This window comes from Pararhizobium capsulatum DSM 1112 (genome assembly GCF_030814475.1).
Taxonomy (GTDB): domain Bacteria; phylum Pseudomonadota; class Alphaproteobacteria; order Rhizobiales; family Rhizobiaceae; genus Pararhizobium; species Pararhizobium capsulatum.
This window is the reverse complement of sequence record NZ_JAUSVF010000001.1, coordinates 2675165-2701612: the sequence shown is the minus strand read 5'-3', so window position 1 is coordinate 2701612 and position 26448 is coordinate 2675165. Positions and strand designations below refer to the sequence as shown.

General features: G+C 59.2%; 23 protein-coding genes. 10 read left to right on the top strand and 13 right to left on the bottom strand.

Annotation, left to right across the window (positions count from 1 at the left end; genetic code table 11):
• The first annotated feature begins 217 nt into the window (after positions 1-217).
• The 3 genes from folP to folK are packed head-to-tail and all read left to right on the top strand — an operon-like array spanning position 218 to position 1966.
• The gene (gene folP, locus QO002_RS13200; protein WP_307233364.1) at positions 218-1090 is read left to right on the top strand and encodes a dihydropteroate synthase; all 873 of its coding nucleotides are present in this window, start codon (positions 218-220) and stop codon (positions 1088-1090) included.
• On the top strand, positions 1087-1455 hold the full coding sequence (folB, locus tag QO002_RS13195; protein WP_307230341.1) for a dihydroneopterin aldolase: 369 nt from the start codon (positions 1087-1089) through the stop codon (positions 1453-1455). The genes folP and folB overlap by 4 nt, the downstream gene beginning before the upstream one ends.
• Positions 1448-1966, top strand: a complete 519-nt coding sequence (gene folK / locus QO002_RS13190; RefSeq protein WP_307230338.1) for a 2-amino-4-hydroxy-6-hydroxymethyldihydropteridine diphosphokinase — start codon at positions 1448-1450, stop codon at positions 1964-1966. Before folB ends, folK begins: the two co-directional genes overlap by 8 nt.
• A 65-nt stretch (positions 1967-2031) precedes the next feature.
• Here the strand turns inward: folK and QO002_RS13185 are convergent, their stop codons facing one another.
• Complete coding sequence (locus QO002_RS13185) at positions 2032-2583, bottom strand: hypothetical protein (RefSeq protein ID WP_307230336.1); 552 nt, start codon at positions 2581-2583, stop codon at positions 2032-2034.
• Positions 2584-2823: 240 nt separating this feature from the next.
• Between QO002_RS13185 and QO002_RS13180 the strand changes: the two genes are divergently transcribed.
• Together QO002_RS13180 and QO002_RS13175 are read left to right on the top strand one after the other, a co-directional pair.
• Positions 2824-3672, top strand: a complete 849-nt coding sequence (locus QO002_RS13180; RefSeq protein ID WP_307230334.1) for a cytochrome b/b6 domain-containing protein — start codon at positions 2824-2826, stop codon at positions 3670-3672.
• Positions 3669-4460: a molybdopterin-binding protein gene (locus QO002_RS13175; protein WP_307230332.1), complete on the top strand. Its 792-nt coding sequence runs from the start codon at positions 3669-3671 to the stop codon at positions 4458-4460. Before QO002_RS13180 ends, QO002_RS13175 begins: the two co-directional genes overlap by 4 nt.
• A gap of 21 nt (positions 4461-4481) precedes the next feature.
• Here QO002_RS13175 and QO002_RS13170 read toward each other — a convergent pair whose 3' ends face one another.
• From QO002_RS13170 to QO002_RS13155, 4 genes are all read right to left on the bottom strand, one after another.
• Entirely contained in the window at positions 4482-5567 is a 1086-nt protein-coding gene (locus QO002_RS13170) for a YcjF family protein (protein ID WP_307230329.1), read from the bottom strand.
• The gene (locus tag QO002_RS13165) at positions 5564-7039 is read right to left on the bottom strand and encodes a YcjX family GTP-binding protein (protein WP_307230327.1); all 1476 of its coding nucleotides are present in this window, start codon (positions 7037-7039) and stop codon (positions 5564-5566) included. The genes QO002_RS13170 and QO002_RS13165 overlap by 4 nt, the downstream gene beginning before the upstream one ends.
• 100 nt (positions 7040-7139) lie before the next feature.
• Entirely contained in the window at positions 7140-7646 is a 507-nt protein-coding gene (locus tag QO002_RS13160; protein WP_307230325.1) for a SixA phosphatase family protein, read from the bottom strand.
• A 60-nt stretch (positions 7647-7706) separates the two neighbouring features.
• Positions 7707-9680: a putative bifunctional diguanylate cyclase/phosphodiesterase gene (locus QO002_RS13155; protein WP_307230323.1), complete on the bottom strand. Its 1974-nt coding sequence runs from the start codon at positions 9678-9680 to the stop codon at positions 7707-7709.
• A 384-nt stretch (positions 9681-10064) separates the two neighbouring features.
• Here QO002_RS13155 and dksA point away from each other — a divergent pair, with 384 nt between their 5' ends.
• Complete coding sequence (gene dksA, locus QO002_RS13150; RefSeq protein ID WP_307230321.1) at positions 10065-10484, top strand: RNA polymerase-binding protein DksA; 420 nt, start codon at positions 10065-10067, stop codon at positions 10482-10484.
• A 239-nt stretch (positions 10485-10723) separates the two neighbouring features.
• Here the strand turns inward: dksA and QO002_RS13145 are convergent, their stop codons facing one another.
• Complete coding sequence (locus QO002_RS13145; RefSeq protein WP_307230319.1) at positions 10724-11698, bottom strand: flagellar biosynthetic protein FliO; 975 nt, start codon at positions 11696-11698, stop codon at positions 10724-10726.
• A 333-nt stretch (positions 11699-12031) separates the two neighbouring features.
• Here QO002_RS13145 and cckA point away from each other — a divergent pair, with 333 nt between their 5' ends.
• Entirely contained in the window at positions 12032-14617 is a 2586-nt protein-coding gene (gene cckA, locus QO002_RS13140; RefSeq protein WP_307230317.1) for a cell cycle histidine kinase CckA, read from the top strand.
• A gap of 45 nt (positions 14618-14662) precedes the next feature.
• Here cckA and QO002_RS13135 read toward each other — a convergent pair whose 3' ends face one another.
• Both QO002_RS13135 and QO002_RS13130 read right to left on the bottom strand, forming a co-directional pair.
• On the bottom strand, positions 14663-15580 hold the full coding sequence (locus tag QO002_RS13135; protein ID WP_307230314.1) for a pseudouridine-5'-phosphate glycosidase: 918 nt from the start codon (positions 15578-15580) through the stop codon (positions 14663-14665).
• Positions 15581-15692: 112 nt separating this feature from the next.
• Complete coding sequence (locus tag QO002_RS13130; RefSeq protein WP_307230312.1) at positions 15693-16640, bottom strand: carbohydrate kinase family protein; 948 nt, start codon at positions 16638-16640, stop codon at positions 15693-15695.
• 237 nt (positions 16641-16877) lie between these two features.
• Between QO002_RS13130 and recA the strand changes: the two genes are divergently transcribed.
• The 3 genes from recA to QO002_RS13115 all read left to right on the top strand — a co-directional run bounded on the left by recA (position 16878) and on the right by QO002_RS13115 (position 21907).
• Positions 16878-17969 (top strand): recombinase RecA, encoded by a 1092-nt coding sequence (gene recA / locus QO002_RS13125; RefSeq protein WP_307230310.1) that lies wholly within the window; start codon positions 16878-16880, stop codon positions 17967-17969.
• A 239-nt stretch (positions 17970-18208) separates the two neighbouring features.
• A complete protein-coding gene (alaS, locus tag QO002_RS13120; RefSeq protein ID WP_307230308.1) occupies positions 18209-20872 on the top strand; it encodes an alanine--tRNA ligase in 2664 nt (887 codons plus the stop codon).
• Between the two features lie 183 nt (positions 20873-21055).
• Positions 21056-21907 (top strand): AraC family transcriptional regulator, encoded by an 852-nt coding sequence (locus tag QO002_RS13115; RefSeq protein ID WP_307230306.1) that lies wholly within the window; start codon positions 21056-21058, stop codon positions 21905-21907.
• Here the strand turns inward: QO002_RS13115 and QO002_RS13110 are convergent.
• The 5 genes from QO002_RS13110 to QO002_RS13090 all read right to left on the bottom strand — a co-directional run bounded on the left by QO002_RS13110 (position 21889) and on the right by QO002_RS13090 (position 26432).
• Positions 21889-22647: an HAD-IIB family hydrolase gene (locus QO002_RS13110; protein ID WP_307230304.1), complete on the bottom strand. Its 759-nt coding sequence runs from the start codon at positions 22645-22647 to the stop codon at positions 21889-21891. The genes QO002_RS13115 and QO002_RS13110 overlap by 19 nt on opposite strands.
• A complete protein-coding gene (locus QO002_RS13105; RefSeq protein ID WP_307230302.1) occupies positions 22647-23984 on the bottom strand; it encodes a glycosyltransferase family 4 protein in 1338 nt (445 codons plus the stop codon). Before QO002_RS13105 ends, QO002_RS13110 begins: the two co-directional genes overlap by 1 nt.
• Before the next feature lie 169 nt (positions 23985-24153).
• Positions 24154-24597 carry a GNAT family N-acetyltransferase gene (locus QO002_RS13100; protein ID WP_307230300.1) on the bottom strand — a complete coding sequence of 148 codons (444 nt, stop codon included), beginning with the start codon at positions 24595-24597 and terminating at the stop codon, positions 24154-24156.
• An 80-nt stretch (positions 24598-24677) separates the two neighbouring features.
• Positions 24678-25892, bottom strand: a complete 1215-nt coding sequence (locus QO002_RS13095; protein ID WP_307230299.1) for an NADP-dependent isocitrate dehydrogenase — start codon at positions 25890-25892, stop codon at positions 24678-24680.
• Between the two features lie 147 nt (positions 25893-26039).
• Positions 26040-26432 carry a ribbon-helix-helix domain-containing protein gene (locus QO002_RS13090; protein WP_307230297.1) on the bottom strand — a complete coding sequence of 131 codons (393 nt, stop codon included), beginning with the start codon at positions 26430-26432 and terminating at the stop codon, positions 26040-26042.
• Between the last annotated feature and the right edge of the window lie 16 nt (positions 26433-26448).

The following is a 26448-nucleotide window of genomic DNA, read 5'->3' as shown; positions in this document are numbered from 1 at the left end:
ACCTTGGGGCATAGCCAGCCGGAGTGCAACAGCAAATCGCCGGCCAACCCTGCGCCACACCTTCGGCGGACAGGCCAAAAAGTTCTTTTTTACTGAAGGTTATGCCGCTTTTTTACCATAGCATCAGATCGGTGGCGTAGGGCTGTCGGTCAGGGAGATGTCAATGAGCAAGTCCGAGAATTCTTCCGTGGATCCGGGCACGATCTCCAGGAGTGGAATGTCCAGCAAACCGTTTGCCCCATTTCTACCCCTTGCGTGGAAGCTTGCCCACGACAGGAGCCTGGTGCTCGGGCCGACGGGCGTTCTTATGGCAATCATCAATGTAACCCCGGATTCCTTTTCGGATGGTGGCCGTCACAACGAACCCGACGATGCAATTCAGCAGGCTTTGCGGTGTGTCGAAGCGGGAGCGGGGATACTCGACATCGGTGGCGAATCGACTCGGCCGGGTGCCGCACTGGTTTCTGCCGCGGAAGAGCAGGATCGGATCCTGCCGGTCATCGAGGCGCTGGCATCGAAGACCAGTGCGATCCTCTCCGTCGATACCTATCGCGCAGAGACTGCAAGGTTCGCGGTCGAGGCCGGTGCCCACATCATCAATGACGTCCATGGTCTTCAGCGCGAACCGGAGATCGCCTCTGTCGCCGCCAGGACGGGGGCGGGGCTCTGCATCATGCATACCGGTCGTGACCGGGAGAAGCTGGCCGACGTTATCGACGATCAGTTCCTGTTCCTGAACCGCTCGCTGGAGATCGCGGCGGAGGCGGGTGTCGATCGCAATCGCATCGTGCTCGACCCCGGGTTCGGCTTTGCCAAGGATACGACCGAAAATCTGGAGCTAATGGCCCGCTTCCCGGAGTTATTTGCGTTGAACCTGCCGATTCTCGCCGGTACGTCGCGAAAACGCTTTTTGGGTGCCGTTACGGATCGGGAGGCAGATCAGCGCGACGCGGCCACCGCGGCAACGACCGCCATCCTGCGTCTTTCCGGGGCTGCGGTTTTTCGCGTACACAATGTCGCAATCAACAGGGATGCGCTGCTCGTTTCGGATGCTATGCTGAGCGCAAAAAGACAAGGGACGGGACGATGACAGCGACCTACACGATCACGCTCAAGAACTGCGCCTTCTTCGCGCGCCATGGCGTTCACGACGAGGAGGAGTTTCTCGGCCAGCGATTCTTTGTCGACGCGGAACTGGACGTCGAGCAGGGCAGCGCCCTGGTGGATGATTCCATCGAAGATACGGTGCATTACGGGATTGCCTTCACCGAGATCGAGAAGATCATCACAGGTCGCCGACGCTATCTCATCGAGGCATTGGCGCTCGAGGTCGCGACGACGCTCTGTTCGCGTTTTCCGCAAATCCGCCGTGCCAGGATATCGATCCGCAAGCCGAACGCGCCCGTGCCGGGCGTACTCGACTATGTAGAGGTTTCCGTCGAGCATCATGCGTGACAGCGTGAACCACTGGGCAGCACTGGGGCTTGGCGGCAATATCGGCGATGCGAAGGTGTCCATCGCCCGCGCATTGGTGCTGTTGGACGCCAGACCGGATTGTGACGTCATCGCGGTGTCGCGACTTTACCGCACGCCCCCATGGGGAAAGACGGATCAGGCATGGTTCTTCAACGCCTGTGCGGCCGTTTCGACGCAACTGTCTCCGGAAGCATTGCTGCAGACGTGTCTGTCGATCGAGCGGGACATGAAGCGTGAGCGTCTGGAGCGCTGGGGTCCGCGGACGATCGATATCGATGTCCTCGCCTATGACGGTATCAAGCAATCGGACACGCAGCTGGAAATCCCGCATCCACGGATGACGGCGCGTGGCTTCGTGCTGATGCCGCTTGCAGATTTTGCGCCAGGCCTGGAGGTCGAGGGATGCACTGTTGCGAATTGGCTTGCGAACACCGACACGACCGGCATCGAGGTAGCTGACGATGACCTCGGCTGGTGGCGTAAATATTAGGCTTCAAACGCAAAAGGCACCGGGTGACCGGTGCCTTTTGTCTGAAACGTTGAGTGCTCTCGGGCTTATTTGATGGATCCGACAGCGATGTCGTCGAGCTGACGATTGAGGCTTACACCGATGACCGGAACCATCGTGTCCGCGACCTTGACGGAGATGGTGATGTTCATCGTCTTCTGGTCCTGAAGACGGGCGATCATCGCGCCATTCAGCTTCTTACGATTGATACCGACGACGACCTTATCCTTGGCGACGTTGCCGGAGATGATGTCGAGGCCCTTGCCTTCGGCTCCGTCCAGGAACTTGCCGGTATAGCTCTTGCCGTTCTGGGTGATCAAAGCTGACATCGGCTGCTTGAAAACACCAACGCGGCAGTAGCCATCAAGCTTGATGCCTGCGTCGGAGCCTTCGACCACGTCGCCTGTCAGGTCGCAGGTGAACTTGGTGCCTTTGTATTTACCGGCAACGATTTCGCCCGGGCCTTTCCATTGGCCGGCGACCTGTTCGAAGAAGGCCTTGTCGCGGCTGCCCGAAAAGGCTGGAGACGCGCTGAGGCAAAGAGCTGCAATCGTGGCGGCGGCAGTGCCGCGAGCGATCAAAGAAGGGCGCGTAAACATAAACGATCCTTGAAGGTCAACGTCCGGAATGTGAAAGAACATTTGCACTTGAATGGTTAATGGAGTGTTTCCGGCGGCCTTCTGCGGGTACTTAAGGCACTCACGAAATGTTTCACGCGCGCCTTGTGAAGCCCTTGCTGTCACAGGCTTCTCACGCTGTCGTGCTGGGCGTTGAAAAAGATGTGCGTTTGAAACTGTGCGGCCTCCTGCTACGTCTCTTCTGACACGGGAGGCGAGGCGATGAACGAGAATCTGGAGAGTGATTCTGCTGCAGGGAGCGTTATCCTGCGGCACCGGCTTATCACCCGGCTGACGCACTGGTGTTGGGCGATCGCGCTGTTTTTACTTCTCCTCAGCGGCCTGCAGATTTTCAATGCCCATCCGACGCTCTATGTCGGTGCGCAATCCGGCTTCGAGTTCGACAATGACGTCTTTTCGATCAAGGCCATGCGGGACGCGGCCGGCAATGCAGAGGGCGTTACGACGGTCTTCGGCAAGAGCTTCGACACAACCGGCGTGCTGGGCGTCAGCGGTCCCGATTCAGCGCAGTCGTACCGCGGTTTTCCTGCATGGGCGACGGTTCCCTCCTATCAGGATCTTGCGACAGGAAGGGTGGTTCACTTCTTCTTTGCCTGGCTCTTCGCCGTCGTTTTCCTTCTCTGGCTCTTCGCGAGCATCATCAATGGTCATCTGCGTCGCGATATCCTCCCGACAGGTGGCGAATTGCGCAGCGTGCCGAGGAGCATTCTTGATCATCTGCGTCTGCGATTTCACCACGACGGACGCTACAACGTGCTTCAGAAGCTTTCCTACGGCGGCGTGCTGCTCGTTATCTTCCCGCTGATCATCCTGACGGGATTGACGATGTCTCCGGGAATGAACGCAGCCTGGCCTTGGCTGCTCGACATCTTCGGTGGACGCCAGACTGCGCGAACGATCCACTTCGCCTGCATGCTGCTGCTGGTCACGTTTTTTGTCGTGCATATTGCGATGGTGGTTGCCGCCGGGCCACTGAATGAGCTGCGCTCGATTATCACCGGCCGCTATCGCATTTCAGGCCACAGAACGGATATGGGAGCCGGCAAATGAAGAGCTTTGCCCTCAACCGCCGCCGGTTTTTGACCTCGGTCGGGATTGCCGCTTCAACCGTACCCTTTGCCGGTTGTGACGCACTGGACGGGTTTCTGTCGGGTGGCAGCCCGGTGCGCGATGTGTTGGCGACCGCAAACAGCCTGACCTACCGGGTTCAGCGAATGCTGATCGATGCCGACAAACTAGCGCCGGAATTTTCTTCCTCTGAAATCCGCCAGGGGCAACGACCGAACGGCTCTACCGATCCGAATGACGAAGCTTACCTGGCGCATCGAACCGACAATTTCGCGAGCTACCGCCTGCAGGTTCAAGGACTTGTCGAGAAACCCTTGAGCTACAGCTTGGCGGAACTGCAAAACATGCCGTCGCGTACCCAGATCACACGGCACGACTGCGTCGAAGGCTGGAGCTGCATCGCCAAGTGGTCCGGCCTGCAGCTCTCGCAGCTGCTTGACGAGGCGAAGGTGAAACCCGAAGCACGTTTCGTGGTGTTTCACTGTTTCGACAGCATGAATGCGGGTCTGGCGGGCAATGTCGGCTACTACGAATCGATCGATCTCGTGGATGCCCGCCATCCGCAGACGATTCTTGCCTATGGCTGCAATGACCAACCCCTGCAGATCGCCAACGGTGCGCCGTTGCGCGTCAGGATCGAGCGGCAGCTCGGCTACAAGATGGCTAAATATATCCGCTCCATAGAGCTCGTGTCGACGCTTTCGCCCTTCGGAAAAGGTAAGGGCGGTTTCTGGGAGGACTACGGCTACGACTGGTACGGTGGCATCTGAGCCAACCGACCGATCGCCTACTCAGGCATCGCCTTGCGGGGAGGTGGCTGATGATCTGGATGCTCCGGGTGCCAGATCTGCAAGAAAGTCGCCAATTCCCGGGCGTTTCAAGGCATGAAACGGCATGGGCCGGCAAAGGTCCATCGCCGCAATTCCGATCCGTGCCGTCATCAGACCGTTGATCACGCCTTCGCCAAGACGGGCGGAGAGTTTCGAGGCTATGCCATGCCCGACCACCTGCTGCATCAGGCTATCTCCAACCGCGATGGAGCCAGTGACGGCGAGATGGGCAACGACATCGCGAAACAGCCGGATCAGCCCCAGCGATCCGGGGCGGCCGCCATAGAGGTCTGCCATGGTGCGAATGAGCCGCGCCGATTCGTAGATCACATAGCCGAGATCGACGAGGGCGCGTGGGCTGACGGCGGTGACGATCGAGACTCGCTTCGAGGCATTGAGGATCAGGCTCCTGGCCTGCCGGTCGAGGGGCGTCAGCAGTTCGCGCTCGGCAAGGTCAAGCAGATGAGGGCCATCGATGATTTCACCTTCCGTTCGAGCCAGCCGGGCGCGACCGTTCGCCGTATCCGGCTTGGCCGCGAGCAGGTCGATGAGATGGGCCATGACCTTGCGTGCCGGCTTTGGTGACACATCATGCCGCGCCTCCTGTGCTTCCTGCTTCAGGGCCTGCACGGCGTTCAAGCGAAAAATCCCCGCCGTTTCCCTGACGACGATGGCCAGGAGGCCGATTACCGCAGTTGCGGCAGCAGCGATGGCAAGCCAGCCCAACCAGTCGGCCCGCGTGAAAAGATCGCGAACCAGCGCGTCAACCCAGACCCCGATGGCCAGCGATACGAGAATGCCAAGCGCGCCCATCGCAAGCCTGGCAAAGGAGAAACGCCTGCGTCTAGGGCGTGCTTCCTCCAGCAGGGCATCTTCCTGTGCAATCGTTTCGGCGAGAAAGGGATCGTCGGCATCCGGCGTTATTGAAATACCGGTGTCAAAGCTCGACGGAAGGCGCGGTTTTGCCGGCTGAGCGATGCGGGCTTGCGGATCGTCCACCGCGAAGGCCGCAGGCTTGCGGCTGGGTCTGCGATCATCGTCGGTCATGCCAGCCGGTCTCCGAACAGGAACTGCATGGCTCTGTCGAGCCGGATATGGGGGACGGACAGCTTCAGGCCACCCTCCGTCTGTTCTATGTGCGGCGGACGGAAGCGAACGAAGTTGAGATGCGGGACGAGGCTTTCCTCGGGGCGCGTCTCCAGGGATTGAAACAGAGACTGCGGATCGGCAGGCAGGTCGCCCGGGAAGATGGCGGTCTTCTTTTCTCCGTCAAATACTTCCCCATTGATGGTTTCCCCGGCCATCGGCGTGCCGACGATAACGGGAAGGACGTGGCCGTCGCTGGTGACCGTCGCTTCACGGGTGGCGCGGACGGAGGCGATAGCCATCACTTCCAGGCCTGCACCCGACATTCCGATACGCTCGACAGCCCGGTCGACAATCCGCGCGGTGATGCGCTCCAACCGGTCGTGACTTTCGTGATGCAGGTGATCGGCCTTTGTGGCGGCGATCAGGACCTTGTCGATCCGCCGGGTTACGAAAGAGGATAAGAACGAGTTTCCTCCGGGGCGGAAGCAGGCGAGCACGTCGCCGAGTGCGTCTTCCAGATCGAGAAGGGATTCGGGGCCGCGGTTCAGCGCTTGCAGCGTGTCGATCAGCACGATCTGTCGATCGAGCCTCGCGAAATGTTCACGGAAGAAAGGTTTGACAACATGGGTGCGATAGGCCTCGTAGCGGCGCTCCATCATCGCAAACAGCGACCCCTTCGGCGCGGTGGTGTCCGGCACATCGGGCAGCGGCGAGAAGGTCAATGCCGGCGAACCTTCCAGATCGCCGGGCATCAGGAAGCGACCCGGAGGCAGGGTGGAAAGCGAGCGCTCGTCTGACTTGCAGGCCCTGAGATAGGTGGTAAAGGTTTCGGCAAGTCGCCGCGCATCGTCCTCCCGCGCCGATGAGGCGACATTGAACGTCGCGGCAAGCGCACGCCACTCGGCAGACAGCTCGGCGCGGATGCCGGTTGTTGCGCGTTCCATGGTCCTGCGACTGAAAGCCCTGAAATCCTGGGTCAGCAAGGGTAGATCGAGCAGCCATTCACCCGGGTAATCGACGATATCGATCGACAGCCTGCCTGTGCCGAACATGCGGTTCCAGCCGCTGGCACTTTCATAATCGAGGCTGATGCGCAGTTGCGATATCGCACGGGTGGAGTCCGGCCACAGGCGATCGCGGATGAGGGCGGCGACGTGATCCTCGTACTGGAAGCGCGGCACAGCATCATCTGGCTGCGGCTCGAGCCGGATCTTCGAAACGCGGCCAGAGCGCACCGCCTCGAAGACAGGAAGCCTGCCGCCATTCAGGAGATTGTGCACAAGCGACGTAATGAAGACGGTCTTGCCGGCGCGCGAAAGGCCGGTGACGCCCAGTCGCAAGGTCGGATTGACCATAGCGGAGGCGCGGTCGGAAAGATTGTCGATGGCAATCCGGGTATCGTCTGCGAGGCGGGTCAGAAATGACGGCAATGGCTTTTCGATCCTGGAAGCGCCGTCCTGCGGCAGTTTCAACATTACCCTGGCGATATAGGACGGCAATGCCGGCGAAAAAAGACGTTGCGGCGTACGATCACGATGAGGCTGAAATAAGCGCGGCCAGTTTGCCGTTCCCCGACGTGGTTGTTTCCGGCGGAGTGTCGAATTCGATGATCGCGAGCATTCCTGGCAGAAAGCCTTTGGGAGCTGCGCCCTGGGCGGTCGTCGTGCCAACCAGCGAGAAGAATACTTCCTGGATCGCCGGGTTGTGGCCGACAACCATCAATGAAGAGACATTGCCATTGCCGGAAATCAGGCTGTGATACTCGTCGAAGGCGCCGGTATAGAGCGTGTCGAGAAACTGGATGTCGAGTTCCTCGCCCATGGTACGGCGAAACGGTTCGATCGTCTGGCGACAGCGTTCTGCCGTGGAGCAGAGAACGAGCGCGGGTACAAAACCCCGGTCAGCAGCCTTGTCGGCCACGATTTCGGCATCGGCATAGCCAACATCGTCGAGCGTGCGCTCGAAATCCGTCTGGTCAGGCTGCGCCCAGGCGGCGCGGGCATGTCGCAGGAGATACAGACGGAAGGCAGCTGGCATCCAACACTCCTGAGGGGTTCGTTCAGTCGAGCTGTCTTGTCGTCCGGCGCTTGAAAAAGATCAAGCCACGGCGGCTGCAAAATTACCGCCGTCGGCTTTCCTCTGGTCTTGAAGCCGAACGAGGGTTTCATCCAGGGTCATGGGGCGGCCGAAGTAATAGCCCTGCATGATCGCGCATCCGAGCGTGCGCAGAATGGTCACCTGCTCCTCTGTTTCCATGCCTTCGATGACGCAGACGCAATCGATATTGCGGCAGAGATCGACGATGGTGCGGATGATGTTGCGGCTCAGGCCGTTGGTGTCGATATCGGTGATAAAGCTCCGATCCACCTTGATCTTGCGCAACGGCAGGCGATGAACGTAGCCGAGGCTCGATTGGCCTGTCCCGAAATCATCGAGTGCGATGCCTATTCCGTTGTTCATCAATCGCGTCAGATTGGTGCTGGCGAGATCGAAGCTGGTCATGACCGAGGTCTCCGTCAACTCGAAGTCGAGATTGGCGGGATTGAAACCACTCTTGGCGATAATCGACAGGAGGGAATCGACAGTCGAGGGGGAAACGATGTCCCGGGCGGAAAGATTGAAGGACAGGCGTGTGCCATCAGGCCACAGTTTGGCGGCCTCGAGCGCCTTCTCCAGCAGAATGAGCGTCAGATGAGACATCAGACCATTGCGTTCGGCGGCAGGAATGAAGATGTCCGGTGTCACGCGGCCAAGCGCAATGTTGTCCCAGCGCGCCAGTGCCTCGAAGCCGATGATGGTCAGCGTCTCACTGTCCACGAAAGGCTGGAAGAGGACGGAAAGCTCCTTTTCCAGATCGGCATTCTTCAGTTCCTGATCAATGCGGCTGCGGCGGGTAATCTGATGGGCATGTTCGGTGGAGAAGATGACGGCCTGACCGCGGGCGTTCTGCTTGGCATGGTAGAGAGCGAAATCGGCGCATTCGAACAGTTGGACGGCATTGTCGCCACCTTCAGGATAGCTCACCAGACCAAGGGACGCGGACACTTTTGCGGTGATGCCCTTGATGTAATAGGGCTGGTGGAGTGCGTAGCAAATGCGGTCCGCAAGAGTTCGCAGGTCGATGTCACGTTCGCCACCCTCTATCAAAAGGCCGAACTCATCCCCGCCGAGACGCGCTGCAAAAACGCCGTACTCGGAAAAGGCCATCAGGCGGCGGGCCGCTTCCATCAGCAACTTGTCGCCGATCGAATGACCGAAGGCGTCGTTGACCGGTTTGAACCCATCGAGATCGACGATGCCGACGGCGAGGCCACGGCCCTGATCGGATGCATTCTGCAGGCGGCGGACGAATTCAGTGCGAAAATTCCGGCGATTGGGAAGCTCGGTCAAGCTGTCGATGTTCGCCAGGCGCTGGTTTTCATCGCTTAGCGCCTGCATTTCCGCCTGCTTGCTCAAAAGCGCCTTCTGGGATTCGATAAGCTCGGTAAAAACGTCGTAGTGCTTCAGCAAGATGTAGACGAGCGGGATCGTGACAATTGCCATGTTCGTCGCGATCGCGATGAAGACCGGATGTCCTGTCCAAAGAAAGAAGAGCGTGAATGGCAGCAGCACGACTGCTGTTATGACGAGCGCGACCGTTCTCAGATGCATCAGGCAGAAGATGCAGCCGATCACGGTGATTGCCATGAAGAAGGCGACGTGTGTCTTCGTATAGGCGTCGCCGTAGGGAAACAGCGAGAGAGACCAGACGGTGAAACCGATACCGATGGCCATGCCGACATAGACGATGCTCTGAAGCTGTTTGACCGCCTCATTGTGGTCTGCGGTCTCTCTCCGCGACAGCCACCATCCGTGAATGCGAATGCAGCAGCCTATGCAGAGCAGGAGAGGCGAATAAACGGTCAGATAAAGAGGGGCGTAGTGGAAATGCGTGGCGGCAAGTGCGACAGCGTTGACCATCAGCATGACGTAGAGCAGCGGTATCTGCCGGGTAAAGGCTGTCTGCTGGGCCCTGATCAGCTCAGGATTTTCTGCGTCAACAGCAAGAAACGCCCTCAATCGACGAAACATGCATTTACCTCCCGGGTTCGGGCGGATTTTCCCTGCAAAAGATGAAATATTACTGAAATATCTTTGACATAGCCGATTCCCGAAAAAATTGATCTGCGTGCCGCGCACTGCTATGCCTGTTTTTTGTGCAGACATTATCCCTTCCAAGGAAAGGCCAATCGAGTGCGAGAACAGGTGGTCGACAACCGCAGATCCCTGGAACCGCAGGCCCCAAGCGATGTCATCGCATAAAATGACACAGTTGTAATTTTGCTGAAATATTAGCCGGTTAGCCTGCGTTCTATGCAATATTAAAAAGCTGGTATGCAGATTTCGGGAGGCTTGAAACGGAGCCTTCATAGGTCTATACACCGCGGCAATGAGATGTTCTTCAGGAGAATCGCGTTGAGTGAGAAGATCGATCTTAGTTCCTTCGTTCTTTCCGAGGACGAGGAATTCATGAATGGCAGTCAGCGGGCTTATTTCAGAGCAAAGTTGAATGCCTGGAAAAACGACATTCTTCGGGAGGCCAGGGAAACCCTGGGTCACCTCGCGGAAGAAAGTGCAAACCACCCAGATCTCGCCGATAGGGCATCTTCCGAAACGGACAGGGCCATCGAGCTTCGTGCTCGTGACCGTCAGCGGAAGTTGATTTCCAAGATCGACGCTGCTCTGCAAAGACTGGACGAAGGGACATACGGTTACTGCGAGGAAACCGGCGAACCCATCGGCCTCAAGCGCCTCGATGCAAGACCAATCGCAACCTTGTCCATCGAAGCGCAGGAACGACACGAACGGCGTGAGAAAGTCTACAAGGACGAGTGATCTCCGGGGACAATCGAAATTTAAAGGCACGGGTTTTCCGCGCCTTTTTCTTTTCCAGCTGGCTAGAGGATGTCTGGTTCAGATCGAACCAGACATCCTCTAGTTTCTTTTGTTTCCGTTCGTCTTTTCGGGAAAACCGGTTTCCACTTTTCCCTGGCAAACTCTAAATCGCAAACCGTTTTAGCCAAAGCGAATTTGATTGCTTTCGCGTGAAAGACGCCGTTGCTCGTTTAAGGCGGTCAGCGCTTCTCTCCGGCGGACATCTCGCCAAGCATGCGGTTCATTTCTTCTTCAAGCGTCGGTTCAGCCCGTTGACCTGGCGAGAACCGCGGGTCTTGCCGAGCCGCTGCCGCAGAACTGCCCTTCACCTCCGAATCAACACGCATGTCGCCCCCGACACTCAAACGGCTGAGATCGCCCGAGATTTCGGCGTCGAGAATGCTTTCGAAATCGGCAACCGGTGTCCTCTCCGGAGTGGGAGAGGCGAGCGGTGCCTGCTGTGGTGCCGATTGACCTGTTGAGAGCACGCGGTTGCGGGCTGCATCAAGTATATCTTCGGGTGTTCGGGCATGCTGCACCGACAGCTCAGGTGCAGCCGTTGTCGTCGCCTGCGGGCGCTGGATGGGGGCGGGCTGCGCCGGACGTTCCGCTGTCGGCATGGGGCGAGTTACGGGCGTTTCCACGCGGGGACGCTGGGGGGCAGGTTGTGCGGCTCTTGCAACTGGCTGCGATGGTGTGTCGAAGTTTTCACCGTAGAGAACGCTGCCCATCGCCGAAACCTGGGGCGGAGTTTGCTGGACTATGGGTTGCGGCCTCTGCTCAGGCTGGCTGACCGGGGGGCGCCGTTCAGGAACGGCGCGTGTGGCGGGTATGCTCGTCTCGACCGTGACCGGCGCTGCCGCGGAAACAGGCGCGGGCGTCGGTGCTGATGCGCCGATGCGACTTTCGATGACGATATCCGTTGGACCGCCGATCATGATCAGGTGCTCGACATCGTCCCGTCGCACCAGCACCAGCCGACGGCGGGTATCAACCGCTGCGGCATCAAGGACGGCAAGCCGTGGCTGCCTGTTCTTGCCGCCGCGAATGAAGGGGGATGACGGACGGTTGCGGATGAACCAGAGAACCGCGACAAGGCAAAGCAGCCCCAGGGCCACCGCGCCCACGGCAATGATGAAACGGCTACCGTTGCTACCAACGATATCATCGATCATGTCCATACTCCTTACGCCTTCAAAACATGCTTACCTATTTGAAGGCTTTTTTCCGGTCGGCACAAGCGCGGCTGGCCCATTCTCCAAAATTGAATGCGCAATCCCACGCAGTCTTTCGCCTACGGTTGTTTTCGCCGCGACATATTCCCTGTGAATGATCCACGCAGGTTTCGCGCAGGCGCTTTGTGGTATTCGCCGTGACTGTTAAAGATGATTCTGGCACGTTGACGCATATTGTGGACGCTGAAACCGGCTGACCGGCAATGTGCGACGGAAGCGCTGGATTCTACGCCTTTCCAAGCGGCATCGATACCGGCGCAAATGAGGATTTTTATGACGAAGTTGCGGCAGGCAGGCGAGCATCATATGCCGATAGTGGATCGGGGTGCCCGTCCGGGAACGGTGGTGCGGATCATTCTGCTCGCTATCGTGCTGACAGTGTCCGCTGCAGCCTTCGTTGTCTTCAAGAACCAGCTGGAAAACGAGATCGTTCTGGGCATTCTCGGCGTGCTGGCGATGGTCGGCATTTTCTTCCTGGTGTCCTCGATCATCGGCTTCATCGAGGTAATGCCCCAGTCGCGGCCCGACGATCTGGCCCGCGCCTTCCTGGACGGCCATCAGGATGGCACGCTGGTAACCGACCGCAAAGGCCGCATCGTTTATGCCAACGCGGCCTATGGTGCACTGACGGGCGCCACGAAATCTACCGATATCCAATCGCTCGAAACCATTCTGTCGCGCAACCGTGAGGCAACCGAAGCGATTTACCGGCTGACCAACGGACTGCACGAAGGCAAGGCGGGTCATGAGGAATTTCGCCTGATGAAGCCGCTGAAGGCGGGTGGCGGTCCGTCCGGTTCCGGCGCACACTGGTTTCGCCTGAAAGCGCGGGTGTTGCCGACAGAGGACGTCGATAAGAACCCTCTCTACATCTGGCAGATTTCCGACATCACCTCCGAGCGGGATGATCAGGAACGGTTCTTCAAGGAGCTGCAGAACGCCATCGATTATCTCGACCATGCGCCGGCGGGCTTTTTCTCAGCCGGCAAGAAGGGCGAGATATTCTATGTAAATGCAACGCTTGCCGATTGGCTCGGGCTTGATCTCACCAAATTCCAGCCGGGTTCGATGAGCATTGCCGATCTCGTAGCCGGCGAGGGGCTGGCGCTGGTTCAGTCGGTGCAGGCGGAGCCGGGTCTCAAGAAAACCAAGACGCTGGATCTCGATCTTCGCAAGGCCAATGGCCAGAGTTTCGCCGTGCGCATGGTGCATCGGGTGTCTTCCGCTCGTGACGGCGCTCCCGGTGAAAGCCGCACGATCGTCCTGGCGCGGGCAACCGATGACGAAGCGGATCAATCCGCATCCATCGCCGCAATGCGCTTTACCCGCTTCTTCAACAACACCCCGATGGCTATCGCATCCGTTGATGGCAATGGCCGGATCCTGCGGACCAACGCTCCATTCCTTAAGCTTTTCTCGGGCGTCGTCTCGCAGGACGATATGGAACGGGGCGCGCTTCTGGAGGCCGTGGTCCACGAAGGCGAGCGTCTGCGCTTGCGCGATGCACTTGCCGCGGCCAAGGATCGCCAGAGCGACATCGCGCCGATTGATGCACTGCATCCGACCGATGAAACCCGCCACTTCCGCATTTATGTCAACGCCGTCATCGATCAGAGTGACCAGGCGCCTGAGGAGGCGGCAATCGTCTATGCCGTCGAGATCACCGAGCAGAAGGCGCTCGAGACCCAGATGGCCCAGACGCAGAAGATGAATGCCGTCGGCACCCTGGCGGGCGGCATCGCCCACGACTTCAATAACGTACTGACGGCGATTCTGCTGTCCTCCGACCACCTGCTTCTGTCGGCGCGCCCATCTGACGCAAGTTTCGCCGACCTGATGGAGATCAAGCGCAACGCCAACCGCGCGGCCGTTCTCGTGCGCCAGCTGCTGGCGTTCTCGCGCAAGCAGACGATGCGCCCGACTGTGCTGAACATGACCGATGTGGTCGGTGATCTGCGCATGCTCGTCGATCGGATGACCGGCACCAACGTGAAGCTCGAGGTCGACTACGGGCGCGATCTATGGCCGGTGAAGACCGATCTTGGGCAGTTCGAACAGGTCGTGCTCAATCTTGCGGTCAATGCGCGCGATGCGATGCCGCATGGTGGCAAGATCACCCTGCGCACACGCAATCTGCCGGCAGAGGAGATCGCCGCCCTTAACCGGCGCGATCTGCCGGAGGCCGACTACGTGATGGTCGAAGTGGCAGACGAGGGAACGGGTATTCCGCCGGAAATCCTCGACAAGATCTTCGAGCCGTTCTTCACGACCAAGGAAGTTGGCAAGGGCACGGGTCTCGGCCTTTCCATGGTCTACGGTATCGTCCAGCAATCAGGCGGCTACATCTATCCGGAATCGGAAATCGGCAAGGGAACGACCTTCCGCATCCTCCTGCCGCGTCATATCGAGGAGCCGGCAGCGGCGGGTGACGAGACACCGGCGGCACCAGCTATCGTACCCGAACGACAGGAGCCGACCGATCTTACCGGCGATTCCGCTGTCGTGCTCCTGGTGGAGGACGAGGAGGCCGTGCGTCGCGGCGGCAAGCGCATGCTCGAGACCCGTGGCTATACCGTCTACGAGGCAGGCTCCGGCGTCGAAGCGCTGGAAGTGATGGAAGAGCTGAACGGGGCGGTGGATATCGTCGTCTCGGACGTGGTCATGCCGGAAATGGACGGCCCCAGCCTGCTGCGCGAATTGCGCAAGAGCTATCCGGATCTGAAGTTCATCTTCGTTTCAGGCTATGCCGAAGACGCCTTTGCCAAGAACCTGCCGGCGGATGCGAAATTCGGCTTTCTTCCGAAACCATTCTCGCTGAAGCAGCTGGCTGTTGCCGTGCGGGAGATGCTGGATTCCTGATATGTTGCCGGAGCCGCCGGCTTGTGCCGACGGCTCCAGTCGATGTCATGCCATCGCGACGGCAATCTCGGCAGCGAGGCGGGCGTTGTTCTCAACCAGGGCAATATTGGTTTCGAGGCTGCGGCCATCAGTCAGATGAAAGATACTGTCGAGCAGGTACGGCGTGACGGCCTTGCCGGTGATGTCATCCCGCTCGGCATTGTCCAGCGCGCGCTTGATGTAGATCTCCATTTCCTCGCGGGCGATTTCATTTGTCTCCGGCACCGGATTGGCGATCAGCATGCCGCCATCGATGCCGAGCAAATCGCGCGTCTTCTGGAAATTGGCGATGGCGGCGGGGCTGTTGAGCATCAGCGGGCTCTTCAGTCCCGAATCGCGCGACCAGAAGGCGGGGAAGATTTCACTGTCATAGGTCACGACCGGCACGCCGCGGGTTTCCAGAACTTCAAGCGTCTTCGGGATGTCTAGGATCGCCTTTGCGCCGGCGCAGACGACGATAACGCCGGTGCGGCCAAGCTCTTCAAGATCGGCTGAAATGTCAAAGGTTTCTTCCGCTTTCCTGTGCACCCCGCCGATGCCGCCAGTGGCGAAGACACGGATGCCGGCGCGCGCCGCGGCGATCATCGTCGCTGCCACGGTGGTCGCGCCCGTTCGGCGCTCGGCGATCGCAAAGGCGATATCGGCGCGCGAGACCTTCATTGCACCTGACGTCTTTGCCAGAGCTTCCAGCTTGTCGGCGTTGAGCCCGATATGCAGAACGCCATCAATGACGGCGATGGTCGCGGGAACAGCGCCTTCTTGCCGAATGATCGCCTCGACGCTACGTGCCATCTCCAGGTTGCCTGGATAGGGCATGCCATGGGTGATGATGGTCGATTCAAGGGCGACGATCGGGGCATTGCGAGCCTTTGCGGCCGCGACTTCGTCGGAATATTCCAACGGCAGGAGAGGGGACTTGGTCATCGGATGTCCTTTGTGCAATCTGCTTCTTCAAATACTGCTGCCGGGGCGAAAGCGTAAAAGCTTGGGGTAGACCTGAGAACTCGAAAACGAGCGTCGGCGCAGAAAAGCGGGTTCATGACAGGATTTCCGCGGGAGATACAAGCCCCATTGCAGCCTGAAGTGCGTCGGCGGTCATGTTTTCCGACACAGCAAGCGGTGACGCCACGGTAATCCCAGCCGCGGCCACACCGGTTCTAAGGCTTTCTCCAAGGGATTTTCCCTGCAGTCTGCCGAACAGAAAACCGGCTGCCAGGGCATCGCCTGCGCCCGTGACATCACCGAGGGCATCCAGAGGCGGCGGTTCCACCGCCACGATTTCATTTTCCGCAAAGGCGACAACGGAACGTCCGCCGCGGGTGATGACACCGCCGTTCAAGCCTATTGCCTTGAGATGCACAGGCCACTCCGCAACGCCTTTGACGTCAACGCCGGTCAGGGCACGTGCCTCCGCCTCATTCATGAAAAGGAAGTCGAGACGGCCAAGGCTTTGTGCAAAGCGCACGACCTTTGCCGGTGAAATTGCAATCGCGGTGACCAGTTTGCCCAGATCTCGTGCTTTGAACGTCAATGCTGAGAGTGTTTCGGCGGGCAGGTTCGCGTCGGTGAGAATGACATCGCTTTCCCCGAGGGCGTCGCGCAATGCTTTCTGCTGCAGCCTGCGGGGTGAAAACAGGTTGTAGAGTTCCATATCGGCAAGGGCGATGACCAGATTGCCGTCGTTTTCGATGATCGCGGTATAGCTTGGCGTGCGGCGATCAAGGAAGATGAAAGGGCGATCATCGACGCCAGCAGCAAGCGCCGCGGCCGCGACCGTCTCACCCACCGTATCTCCACCGCGCGGGCTGACCATGCGCACGTCAAGGCCGAGGCGGGCAAGATTGCGCGCAGCATTGAAACCGCCGCCGCCGGCTTCCTCGAACCATGCGCCTGGATTGCTTGCTCCGGGTGCCGTTGCGCCAAAGATCCGGCCGCGCCGGTCGATATGGGCGCCCCCAAAGACGGTGATGGTATGGGATGTCATGCTTTTTCCTGATTTCATTCCGGTCGCGATTCGAATGGACGTTCGCGCCCGTCTCCTGTCTTTTCTGTATTGAATCGCACGCGGGCGACAATGCGGAACATCTAAAGAACATTCGCAATTTTATTGTTTTTTTACAGCATCTTACATGTCTCTTGCAATATTAGAACAAAAAGAGTACATATCTTTCATCGGCGGCTTGATTGCCTCTATAGTCCCAATAACCTAAAGGTGGATCGAATGGCACAAAACTCTTTGCGTCTCGTAGAGGATAAATCAGTGGACAAAAGCAAGGCACTTGAAGCGGCACTTTCCCAGATCGAACGGTCGTTCGGCAAGGGATCGATCATGAAGCTCGGTGGAAAAGACAGTATTATCGAGATCGAGACCGTATCGACGGGCTCTCTTGGCCTGGATATTGCGCTTGGCGTCGGCGGCCTTCCCAAGGGCCGCGTCATCGAAATCTACGGTCCTGAAAGTTCGGGCAAGACGACGCTTGCCCTGCAGACGATTGCCGAATCCCAGAAGAAGGGTGGCATCTGCGCCTTCGTCGATGCCGAGCATGCACTTGATCCAGTCTATGCGCGCAAGCTTGGCGTCGACCTCGAAAATCTCCTGATCTCTCAGCCGGACACGGGCGAACAGGCACTTGAAATTACCGATACGCTGGTGCGCTCGGGCGCAATCGACGTTCTGGTCATCGATTCGGTTGCAGCCCTGACCCCGCGCGCTGAAATCGAAGGTGAGATGGGCGACAGCCTGCCGGGCCTTCAGGCGCGCCTGATGAGCCAGGCACTGCGCAAGCTGACTGCTTCGATCTCCAAGTCCAACTGCATGGTCATCTTCATCAACCAGATCCGCATGAAGATCGGCGTCATGTTCGGTTCGCCGGAAACCACGACCGGCGGCAATGCGCTGAAGTTCTATGCCTCAGTGCGTCTCGACATTCGCCGCATCGGCTCGGTCAAGGAGCGCGACGAGGTCGTCGGCAACCAGACGCGCGTCAAGGTCGTCAAGAACAAGATGGCGCCTCCTTTCAAACAGGTCGAATTCGATATCATGTATGGCGAAGGCGTCTCCAAGACGGGCGAACTGGTCGATCTTGGCGTCAAGGCTGGCATTGTCGAGAAGTCCGGTGCGTGGTTCTCCTACAATTCGCAGCGTCTCGGTCAGGGTCGTGAGAATGCCAAGAGCTTCCTGCGCGACAATCCTGATACTGCCCGCGAGATCGAGCTGTCGTTGCGCCAGAATGCCGGCTTGATCGCCGAGAAGTTCCTGGAGGATGGCGGACCGGAATCCGATGATGGCGATGACGGTGCTGCTCTCGCATAAGCAGTCAGGCCTCGGATTGATCGAGCCCTGATCATGGTTTTCAGCCGGCCGCCTCATCTGGGCGGCCGGTTTTCTTTTGCCGTCTGGACAGGGATTTGCGCGAACGATAAAAGCCGTTGTTCCAAAAGGGCGGTAGAGGACCGGCGGCATGTCCGGTTGTCCGCGATTTCAACAGTTTTCCGGTTCGCGGATCGGCCAGACGGCCGCGGACAGGCTGATGCTAAGGTAAAGGGCGCAAGATGAGCGGCGTGAACGAAATCCGGTCGACATTCCTCGACTACTTCAAGAAGAATGGTCACGAGGTTGTTGCGTCTAGCCCGCTTGTTCCGCGCAACGATCCGACATTGATGTTCACCAATGCCGGCATGGTTCAGTTCAAGAATGTCTTCACCGGCCTGGAACAGCGCCCCTATTCGACGGCAGCGACAGCGCAGAAATGCGTGCGTGCCGGCGGCAAGCACAACGATCTCGACAATGTCGGTTACACCGCCCGCCACCACACCTTCTTCGAAATGCTCGGCAACTTTTCCTTCGGCGATTATTTCAAGGAACAGGCGATCGAGCTTGCCTGGAACCTGATCACCAAGGAATACGGTATCGATGCCAAACGCCTGCTGGTTACCGTCTACCATACGGACGATGAGGCTTTTGATCTCTGGAAGAAGATCGCGGGTTTCAGCGATGACCGCATCATCCGTATTCCGACCAGCGACAACTTCTGGGCGATGGGCGATACCGGCCCGTGCGGTCCCTGTTCTGAAATCTTCTATGACCATGGCGATCATATCTGGGGCGGCCCTCCGGGCTCACCGGATGAGGATGGCGACCGGTTCATCGAGATCTGGAACCTCGTCTTCATGCAGTACGAGCAGATCACCAAGGAAGAGCGCGTTTCGCTGCCGCGCCCATCGATCGATACCGGCATGGGCCTGGAGCGCGTTGCGGCCCTGCTGCAGGGGAAGCACGACAACTACGATATCGACCTGTTCCGTGCCCTCATTGCTGATTCGGAAGAGGCAACCGGCGTCAAGGCCGAGGGTGATCGCCGCGCCAGCCACCGGGTCATTGCCGATCACCTTCGCTCGTCCGCTTTCCTGATTGCCGATGGCGTGCTGCCGTCGAATGAAGGCCGTGGTTATGTCCTGCGCCGCATCATGCGCCGCGCAATGCGCCATGCTGAGCTGCTCGGTGCTCGTGAACCGCTGATGTGGAAGCTGCTTCCGGCGCTTGTCAGCCAGATGGGCCGCGCCTATCCGGAACTTGTGCGCGCTGAAGCACTGATTTCCGAAACGCTGAAGCTTGAAGAAACCCGCTTCCGCAAGACGCTGGAGCGTGGTCTTGGCCTGCTCGCCGATGCGACTGCCGATCTCGACAAGGGCGACACGCTCGACGGCGAGACCGCTTTCAAGCTCTACGACACCTACGGCTTTCCACTCGATCTGACGCAGGATGCGCTGCGCAACCGCGGCATCGGCGTTGATCTCACCAGCTTCACCGATGCCATGGAGCGGCAGAAGGCGGAGGCGCGCAAGAGCTGGGCCGGTTCCGGCGATGCCGCAACCGAAACCATCTGGTACGAGCTGAAAGACAAGCTCGGCGCAACCGAGTTCCTGGGTTACGATACGGAAACCGCCGAAGGCGTGGTCCTGGCGATCGTCCGCGATGGCAAGGTGGTCGACAGCGCAGCAACTGGTGACAAGGTTCAGCTCGTGCTCAACCAGACCCCGTTCTACGGCGAGTCCGGTGGCCAGATGGGCGATACGGGCGTCATCTCCACCGATCATGCCCGCGTCCAGGTCAGCGACACGCAGAAGCGCGGCGAGGGATTGTTCGTTCACAGCGCCGTGGTTGAAAACGGCACGATCAACAAGGGTGATGCCGTAGCACTCGTCGTCGATCATGCTCGCCGCTCGCGCTTGCGCGCCAACCACTCGGCAACCCATCTGCTCCACGAAGCGTTGCGTGAAGTGCTCGGCACCCATGTGGCTCAGAAGGGCTCGCTTGTAGCACCGGAGCGTCTTCGCTTCGACGTGTCCCATCCGAAGCCGATGACGGCTGCGGAACTCAAGATTGTCGAAGACATGGCCAACGAGATCATCGTTCAGAACACGCCGGTAACGACGCGTTTGATGAGCGTCGATGATGCGATCGCCGAGGGCGCAATGGCGCTGTTCGGCGAGAAATACGGCGATGAAGTGCGCGTCGTATCCATGGGGCAGGGGCTACACGGATCGAAGGCCAATCGGCCATATTCGGTCGAGCTTTGCGGCGGCACCCATGTCGGCGCGACCGGCGAAATCGGCCTTGTGCGTGTCGTTGGCGAAAGTGCGGTCGGTGCAGGCGTCCGTCGCGTCGAGGCCCTGACCGGTCCGGCAGCACTTGCCTATCTCGCTGAACAGGACGAGCGGGTGAAGACACTTGCCTCCACCCTGAAGGTTCAGCCGGCCGATGTTCTCGGCCGCGTCGAAGCCCTCATGGATGAGCGTCGCAAGCTGGAACGCGAACTGGCCGATGCCCGCAAGAAACTCGCGCTTGGCGGAGGCGGTCCGGCCGGATCTGCGGATGCCGCACGCGATATCGGTGGCATCAAGTTCCTGGGCAAGGTCGTCACCGACGTTGATCCGAAGGACCTGAAGAGCCTCGCTGATGATGGCAAGCAGAGCCTCGGTTCCGGCATCGTCACTTTCGTCGGTGTCTCCGCCGATGGTAAGGCGAGCGCCGTTGTTGCTGTCACCGATGATCTGACGACCAAGCACAGCGCCGTCGATCTCGTTCGTGTCGCTTCCGCCGCGCTTGGCGGCAAGGGCGGCGGCGGCCGTCCGGACATGGCGCAGGCCGGTGGCCCTGATGGCGACAAGGCGGAAGCGGCCATCGAGGCTGTTGCTGCCGCCATCGCTGGCTGACAAGCCAGAGATTTCGAGGCCGTTTTTTGGCCTGAGGAACATGGACCCGCCGGAGTTTTCGGCGGGTTTTTCTTTGCCCGCCTCCTTTCTGGCATCAGGCATTGCAGGCGGGGCCTCAATTCCGCAGGATTTGTCAAACGCTGGTATGGTTGTCTGCCGTCGTTCGGCTTGAAGAGGATCGACATGACGGAACAGGCAATCTGGGCCCAATACGAACAGCGCCTGCGGCGGGTTTCCGCCTACATCTACGATCATCTCGATGGGGACCTCGATCTCGACCGCGTGTCGGAGATCGCCTGTCTCTCGCCCCATCACTGGCACCGGATCTACCGGGCGGTGCATGGCGAGACGCTGGCGGGGACTGTCCGGCGCTTGCGGCTGCATCGGGCGGCAGGCGATCTTGTCCGCACTGACCTGTCTGTCCTGTCGATCGCAAGGCGATCAGGCTTTCCCAACCTCCAGTCCTTCAACCGGTTGTTCAAGGCGACTTATGGCCTGCCGCCGGCCCGGTACCGCAAGAAGGGAAGCCACACCGTCTTCCAATCGACAACAGCAAAGGACGATAAGGCAATGTACGACGTGACAATCAAGACTTTGGAGCCCCGCAAGCTCGCGGGTGTGCCGCATCATGGCTCCTATATGGCAATCGGGCGGGCTTTCGAAAGCCTGTTTGGAGCGCTTTTTGCGCGCAACCTTGCGCGACCGGACATGGAGATGATCGGCGTTTATCTCGACGATCCGGATCTGATCGAGGAAGAGAAGCTGCGATCCTTCGCATGCGTAACGCTTGCTACGGATATACCGCTTGAAGCTCCCCTGGAAGGACGCGATCTTGCCGGCGGCACCTATGCCGTATTGCGTCACAAAGGCCCCTATGCAGACATGCACGCCGCCTATCAATGGCTCTATGGCACCTGGCTTCCGGCATCCGGCCGCGCGGTGCGCGACACCGTCATGTTTGAGCACTACGTCAACAACCCGCGCGACACATCACCGACGGAGCTGATTACCGACATTCACCTGCCGCTTGAGTAGCCGTTGACAAGACCGAAATGCTGCAAGCCTTCGAGCACGCCGTCCGCCATAGTCTGCCGAGCGGCGTAGAAGCGCGGCGTCCCCGCGGTGATGGCCTTAAGCTCCGGCAGGGCATTGCCGACGACGATGCCACGTACGTCGGGCAGCTCGAAAAGGCCCAGGTCGTTGCCGGTGTCGCCGGCGACGACCACGTCTTTCAGCGCGATATCCAACCGCTTGCAGAGCCAGGCAAGGGCCGCGCCCTTATCGACACCTTGCGGCAGAATATCGAGGTCGCGCGCGCTGGAATAGACGATACGAACCTCATGGCCTGCATCCTGCAGCAGCGCTTCGATGTCACTTAGCGTGGAAGGTTCGGCATTGCGAAGATACCAGCTCGACTTATGGGCATGCTGATAGCGCGCCGGCTGCCGTTCCATGCCCTTGATCGTGGCAAGTGTTGCTGCGATTGCTTTCGTGTCGAAAACCTGTCCGACGAAACTCGAAAAGGCTTCGCTGTGGCCGCCATCGTCCATAGCCCAGAACATAGTGCCGACGCCACCGATCATGATATCGGGCGCCGGAAGGTTCGTGGTTCGCAGGAAAGCTTGCTGGTCTTCGATCAGGCGGCCGCTGTTGACGACGAACAGCGGTCGCTTATCGGCGGGAAGGCCGAGCCACGCGTCGCGAAAGCGCGCTTCCGCGGCCGCATCACCTGTGACCGTGCCGTCGATATCGCAGCAGAGAAGGCGGATAGGCATCAGTCGCCGTCCGTCCAGGGTTCCGACCATTCGTTGTCGTCAAGCGCCTGGGGCATCGGCCGTCTCTCAACGACGGCAACGAGCTGCTGGGCAATGCCGGTCCAGGTAAAGAGGCTGCGCGCCTTGTGAGCACCCATGCGCGACAAGCGACCATACAGCCGTTCGTGCTTCAGCGGCTTCATCATGGTGATGCCAAGATCGTATTTATCGAACGGATCGGCAAACAGCGCGTGGCGGCCATAACTGACGGCACGGAAGAGGCCGCCGTGGATGGTGATGATCGTCGGCGTGCCGCTGGCCATCGCCTCGATCGCGGCCATGCCGAAGGGTTCGTAACGACTGGAAAGCACGAAGAGATCGGCAGCGCGGTAGAAATCCGCCAGATCATCGTCGCTGACGAAGCCGGAGAAGACAACCTTGTCTTCGATTCCGAGCGTTTTCACACGAGCCTTCAGGTCGTTGAGGATACCGGCTTCCTGCTCGTCCATGTTCTCGCCGCCGACGGCCAGATGCAGTCGCGCTTCAGGCTCGCGCTCGGCCAGAACGGAAAAACCGTCGATCAGCAGGTCGTAACCCTTGTTGGTCGCAAGGCGGCCCATGGCCATCACCACCTTGCCCTCGAAGCCGAAACGCTGGCGTGCCATGGCACGTGTCGCCTTGGAGACCGGGAAGAAACGGTTGTCGTCATAGCCCGGGGGGATCATGTGCACACGGTCGCGCGGCAGGTTGTAGTCGTTGACCAGAACCTCGACCTGGATCGGCGTCGTGGCGATGACCATACTGCAGGAACGGTAGATGATCAGTTCGTGCTTGATGCGTTCGGAGAAGTTGAACTCCTTGTCGAATGTATCGGCCTTGTCTGGATAATCCGTCTCCATCTGGCGTTTCTTCCAGAGGCCGAGTGAATGGGGCGTGTGGATGTGCGTGACGCCCAGCGCCTCGGAAACCCGCTGGCCGGCGATGCCGGCGTCCCAGTAGTGGCTGTTGATCAGCGTGTAAGTGAAGTTGTTCTTGCGGATAAAGCGGACGGCATTTTCGCACCATTCCATCAGGTGCTGGTAGAGATATTCCTTGGGAATGAAATCAGGCCCACCGCAGGGAATACGGATGACGCGCACGCGATCATCGACCTGATCAAACTCCGGCTGATCCTCGAAACGGCGCGTGTAGACATCGACCTCATGGCCAAGTAGGGCGAGTTTTCGAGCAAGCTCGATCACGTAAACGACCTGGCCGCCCGTATCGGCGGCGCCGAGCGGCGGTTCCGCCGCGACATATCCATGGGTTGAAATCAGCGCAATGCGGGGCAGACGGTGTTCTTCGGTGCTGGTGCTCATCATCTCTTCATGTGTCGGTTCATCGGATGAGGGCGATCGATCGGCACAGAAATTACGGTCGCGAAAGATGTTCCCATTTCTCGAACGCAGCGCAGTAGAGTTTGTTCCGCAGTGCACAAAAAAACCGGCGGGCTGCCGGTCTTTGTAAATTCACATCTGCTGGAGAGGCCTACAAAGCCTTTCGATACTGGATAAATCCGGATCGTTCGGCGATCTGGTCGTAGAGCCGCCGCGCAGTCGCATTGGTTTCATGGGTCATCCAGTAGAGCCGACCGGCACCGTTTTCACGCGCGAGATCGGCGACGGCATTTATCAGCGCTGCACCGACGCCAAGGCCGCGCTGGCTGTCTTCCACATAAAGATCCTGCAGGTAGCAGGTCCATTTAGGCAGCCAGGTAGAACGATGGAAAATTGCATGAACGATTCCGACGAGCTGGTTTTCGTTATCGAACGCTCCCAGCGCGTGCATCGGCTCGGCTTCGGCATGGAAGCGTGCCCAGGTCGCAGCCGTCGTCTCGTCGGGGATCACTACCTCGTAGAAACGCTGATAACCCAGCCAGAGCGGTAGCCAGTTTGCGTAGTCCGAGGTTTCAAGCGGACGGATGGTCGTCATCGGGGGCATCCCATCATTTCTGGTTTCGGATATGAAAACGGCGGGAAAAATCCCGCCGTTTGCTGCAAGTCAAAGGTGGCTCAGGCAGCCATGGCCTTCTTCAGGTTCTCGTCGATCTTGTCGAGGAAGCCGGTGGTGGAGAGCCACGGCTGATCGGGGCCGATGAGGAGCGCGAGGTCCTTGGTCATGAAGCCTGATTCGACAGTTTCGACGCAGACCTTTTCCAGCGTGTCGGCAAAGCGGGCGAGCTCGGCGTTGTCGTCGAGCTTGGCGCGGTGCGCGAGGCCGCGGGTCCAGGCGAAGATCGAGGCGATCGAATTGGTCGAGGTTTCCTCGCCCTTCTGGTGCTGGCGGTAGTGACGGGTCACAGTACCGTGGGCAGCTTCTGCCTCAACCGTCTTGCCATCCGGGGTCATCAGAACCGAGGTCATCAGGCCGAGCGAGCCGAAGCCCTGGGCAACGATGTCGGACTGCACGTCGCCATCATAGTTCTTGCAAGCCCAGACGTAGCCGCCGGACCACTTGAGCGCCGAGGCGACCATGTCGTCGATCAGGCGGTGTTCGTACCAGAGCTTGGCTTCTTTGAACTTGGCTGCGAACTCTTCCTCATAGACCTTCTGGAAGATGTCCTTGAAGCGGCCATCATAGACCTTGAGGATGGTGTTCTTGGTCGAGAGATAGACCGGAACATTACGCTGCAAACCGTAGTTCAGCGAGGCGCGGGCGAATTCGGTGATCGAATCGTCGAGGTTGTACATGCCCATGGCAACGCCGGCAGACGGCGCATCGAACACGTCGTATTCGATTTCCTTGCCGTCTTCGCCGACGAACTTCATCGTCAGCTTGCCTTTGCCGGGAAACTTGAAGTCGGTGGCGCGGTACTGGTCGCCAAAGGCGTGACGGCCGACGATGATCGGCTTGGTCCAGCCGGGAACGAGGCGCGGCACGTTCTTGGCGATGATCGGCTCGCGGAAGATGACACCGCCGAGTATATTGCGGATCGTGCCGTTCGGCGACTTCCACATCTTCTTCAGCTTGAATTCCTCGACGCGGGCTTCGTCCGGGGTAATGGTCGCGCACTTGACGCCGACGCCGTGTTTCTTGATGGCGTTGGCGGCATCGATGGTCACCTGGTCGTCGGTGGCATCGCGGTTTTCCATGCCGAGGTCGTAGTATTCCAGATCAACGTCCAGATAGGGATGGATCAGCTTTTCCTTGATGAACTGCCAGATGATGCGGGTCATCTCGTCGCCGTCGAGCTCGACGACCGGATTGGCGACCTTGATCTTTGCCATGTACGAAACCTCTTGATGGTGGTGAAAGAACCGGGGTTGGGCCCCTATAGCATCCGGTTGGCGCGAGGCAAAGTCGCGGCAGCGCCGAAACCGTTCGTCGCGGCGCTAAACTTTCGGCTGAGCGGAAACTTTGGCTTTGGATGCGGTTCAATGGCCGGAGGCGAGCCTTGGATATTCGCGTTCCGCACGCTTTTCGCGTTGCCGGCCCTCGCGGGCGAGAATGCTTTCCGCATCGAGCGACGCGATCGTTGTCGCGCGGTCGGTCGGCACCAGCCCATCGAGCTGCAAAGCCAGATAGCGGCCGCAGCACACCCGCAGGAAAGAGGTGAAATTTTCGAGGGCGTGGCCTTCTTCGAGTGATTCCACGTAGAGCCGGCCGATCAGACGGCCGACCGACATGTGGTCGCGATCGGCGACGTCCTCGATGATCGACCAGAAGAAGCTTTCAAGCCTTATGCTGGTCGAGACGCCGTCGATCCGCACCGAACGGGTGACACCGTGCCAGAGCGCCGAATCGGCGCCGATAAACAGTCTGCACATCAATTCCTCCCAGAAT

What these genes read in the sequence shown, in the direction of transcription:
- QO002_RS13160 (WP_307230325.1), bottom strand. Translation starts at nt 7,646, where the DNA reads ATGCCAGCTGCCTTCCGTCTGTATCTCCTGCGACATGCCCGCGCCGCC.
- folB (WP_307230341.1), top strand. Translation starts at nt 1,087, where the DNA reads ATGACAGCGACCTACACGATCACGCTCAAGAACTGCGCCTTCTTCGCG.
- recA (WP_307230310.1), top strand. Translation starts at nt 16,878, where the DNA reads ATGGCACAAAACTCTTTGCGTCTCGTAGAGGATAAATCAGTGGACAAA.
- QO002_RS13105 (WP_307230302.1), bottom strand. Translation starts at nt 23,984, where the DNA reads ATGAGCACCAGCACCGAAGAACACCGTCTGCCCCGCATTGCGCTGATT.
- QO002_RS13155 (WP_307230323.1), bottom strand. Translation starts at nt 9,680, where the DNA reads ATGTTTCGTCGATTGAGGGCGTTTCTTGCTGTTGACGCAGAAAATCCT.
- QO002_RS13180 (WP_307230334.1), top strand. Translation starts at nt 2,824, where the DNA reads ATGAACGAGAATCTGGAGAGTGATTCTGCTGCAGGGAGCGTTATCCTG.
- QO002_RS13115 (WP_307230306.1), top strand. Translation starts at nt 21,056, where the DNA reads ATGACGGAACAGGCAATCTGGGCCCAATACGAACAGCGCCTGCGGCGG.
- folP (WP_307233364.1), top strand. Translation starts at nt 218, where the DNA reads ATGTCCAGCAAACCGTTTGCCCCATTTCTACCCCTTGCGTGGAAGCTT.
- QO002_RS13185 (WP_307230336.1), bottom strand. Translation starts at nt 2,583, where the DNA reads ATGTTTACGCGCCCTTCTTTGATCGCTCGCGGCACTGCCGCCGCCACG.
- QO002_RS13095 (WP_307230299.1), bottom strand. Translation starts at nt 25,892, where the DNA reads ATGGCAAAGATCAAGGTCGCCAATCCGGTCGTCGAGCTCGACGGCGAC.
- QO002_RS13110 (WP_307230304.1), bottom strand. Translation starts at nt 22,647, where the DNA reads ATGCCTATCCGCCTTCTCTGCTGCGATATCGACGGCACGGTCACAGGT.
- QO002_RS13100 (WP_307230300.1), bottom strand. Translation starts at nt 24,597, where the DNA reads ATGACGACCATCCGTCCGCTTGAAACCTCGGACTACGCAAACTGGCTA.
- alaS (WP_307230308.1), top strand. Translation starts at nt 18,209, where the DNA reads ATGAGCGGCGTGAACGAAATCCGGTCGACATTCCTCGACTACTTCAAG.
- QO002_RS13090 (WP_307230297.1), bottom strand. Translation starts at nt 26,432, where the DNA reads ATGTGCAGACTGTTTATCGGCGCCGATTCGGCGCTCTGGCACGGTGTC.
- QO002_RS13145 (WP_307230319.1), bottom strand. Translation starts at nt 11,698, where the DNA reads ATGATCGATGATATCGTTGGTAGCAACGGTAGCCGTTTCATCATTGCC.
- cckA (WP_307230317.1), top strand. Translation starts at nt 12,032, where the DNA reads ATGACGAAGTTGCGGCAGGCAGGCGAGCATCATATGCCGATAGTGGAT.
- folK (WP_307230338.1), top strand. Translation starts at nt 1,448, where the DNA reads ATGCGTGACAGCGTGAACCACTGGGCAGCACTGGGGCTTGGCGGCAAT.
- QO002_RS13130 (WP_307230312.1), bottom strand. Translation starts at nt 16,640, where the DNA reads ATGACATCCCATACCATCACCGTCTTTGGGGGCGCCCATATCGACCGG.
- QO002_RS13175 (WP_307230332.1), top strand. Translation starts at nt 3,669, where the DNA reads ATGAAGAGCTTTGCCCTCAACCGCCGCCGGTTTTTGACCTCGGTCGGG.
- QO002_RS13135 (WP_307230314.1), bottom strand. Translation starts at nt 15,580, where the DNA reads ATGACCAAGTCCCCTCTCCTGCCGTTGGAATATTCCGACGAAGTCGCG.
- QO002_RS13170 (WP_307230329.1), bottom strand. Translation starts at nt 5,567, where the DNA reads ATGACCGACGATGATCGCAGACCCAGCCGCAAGCCTGCGGCCTTCGCG.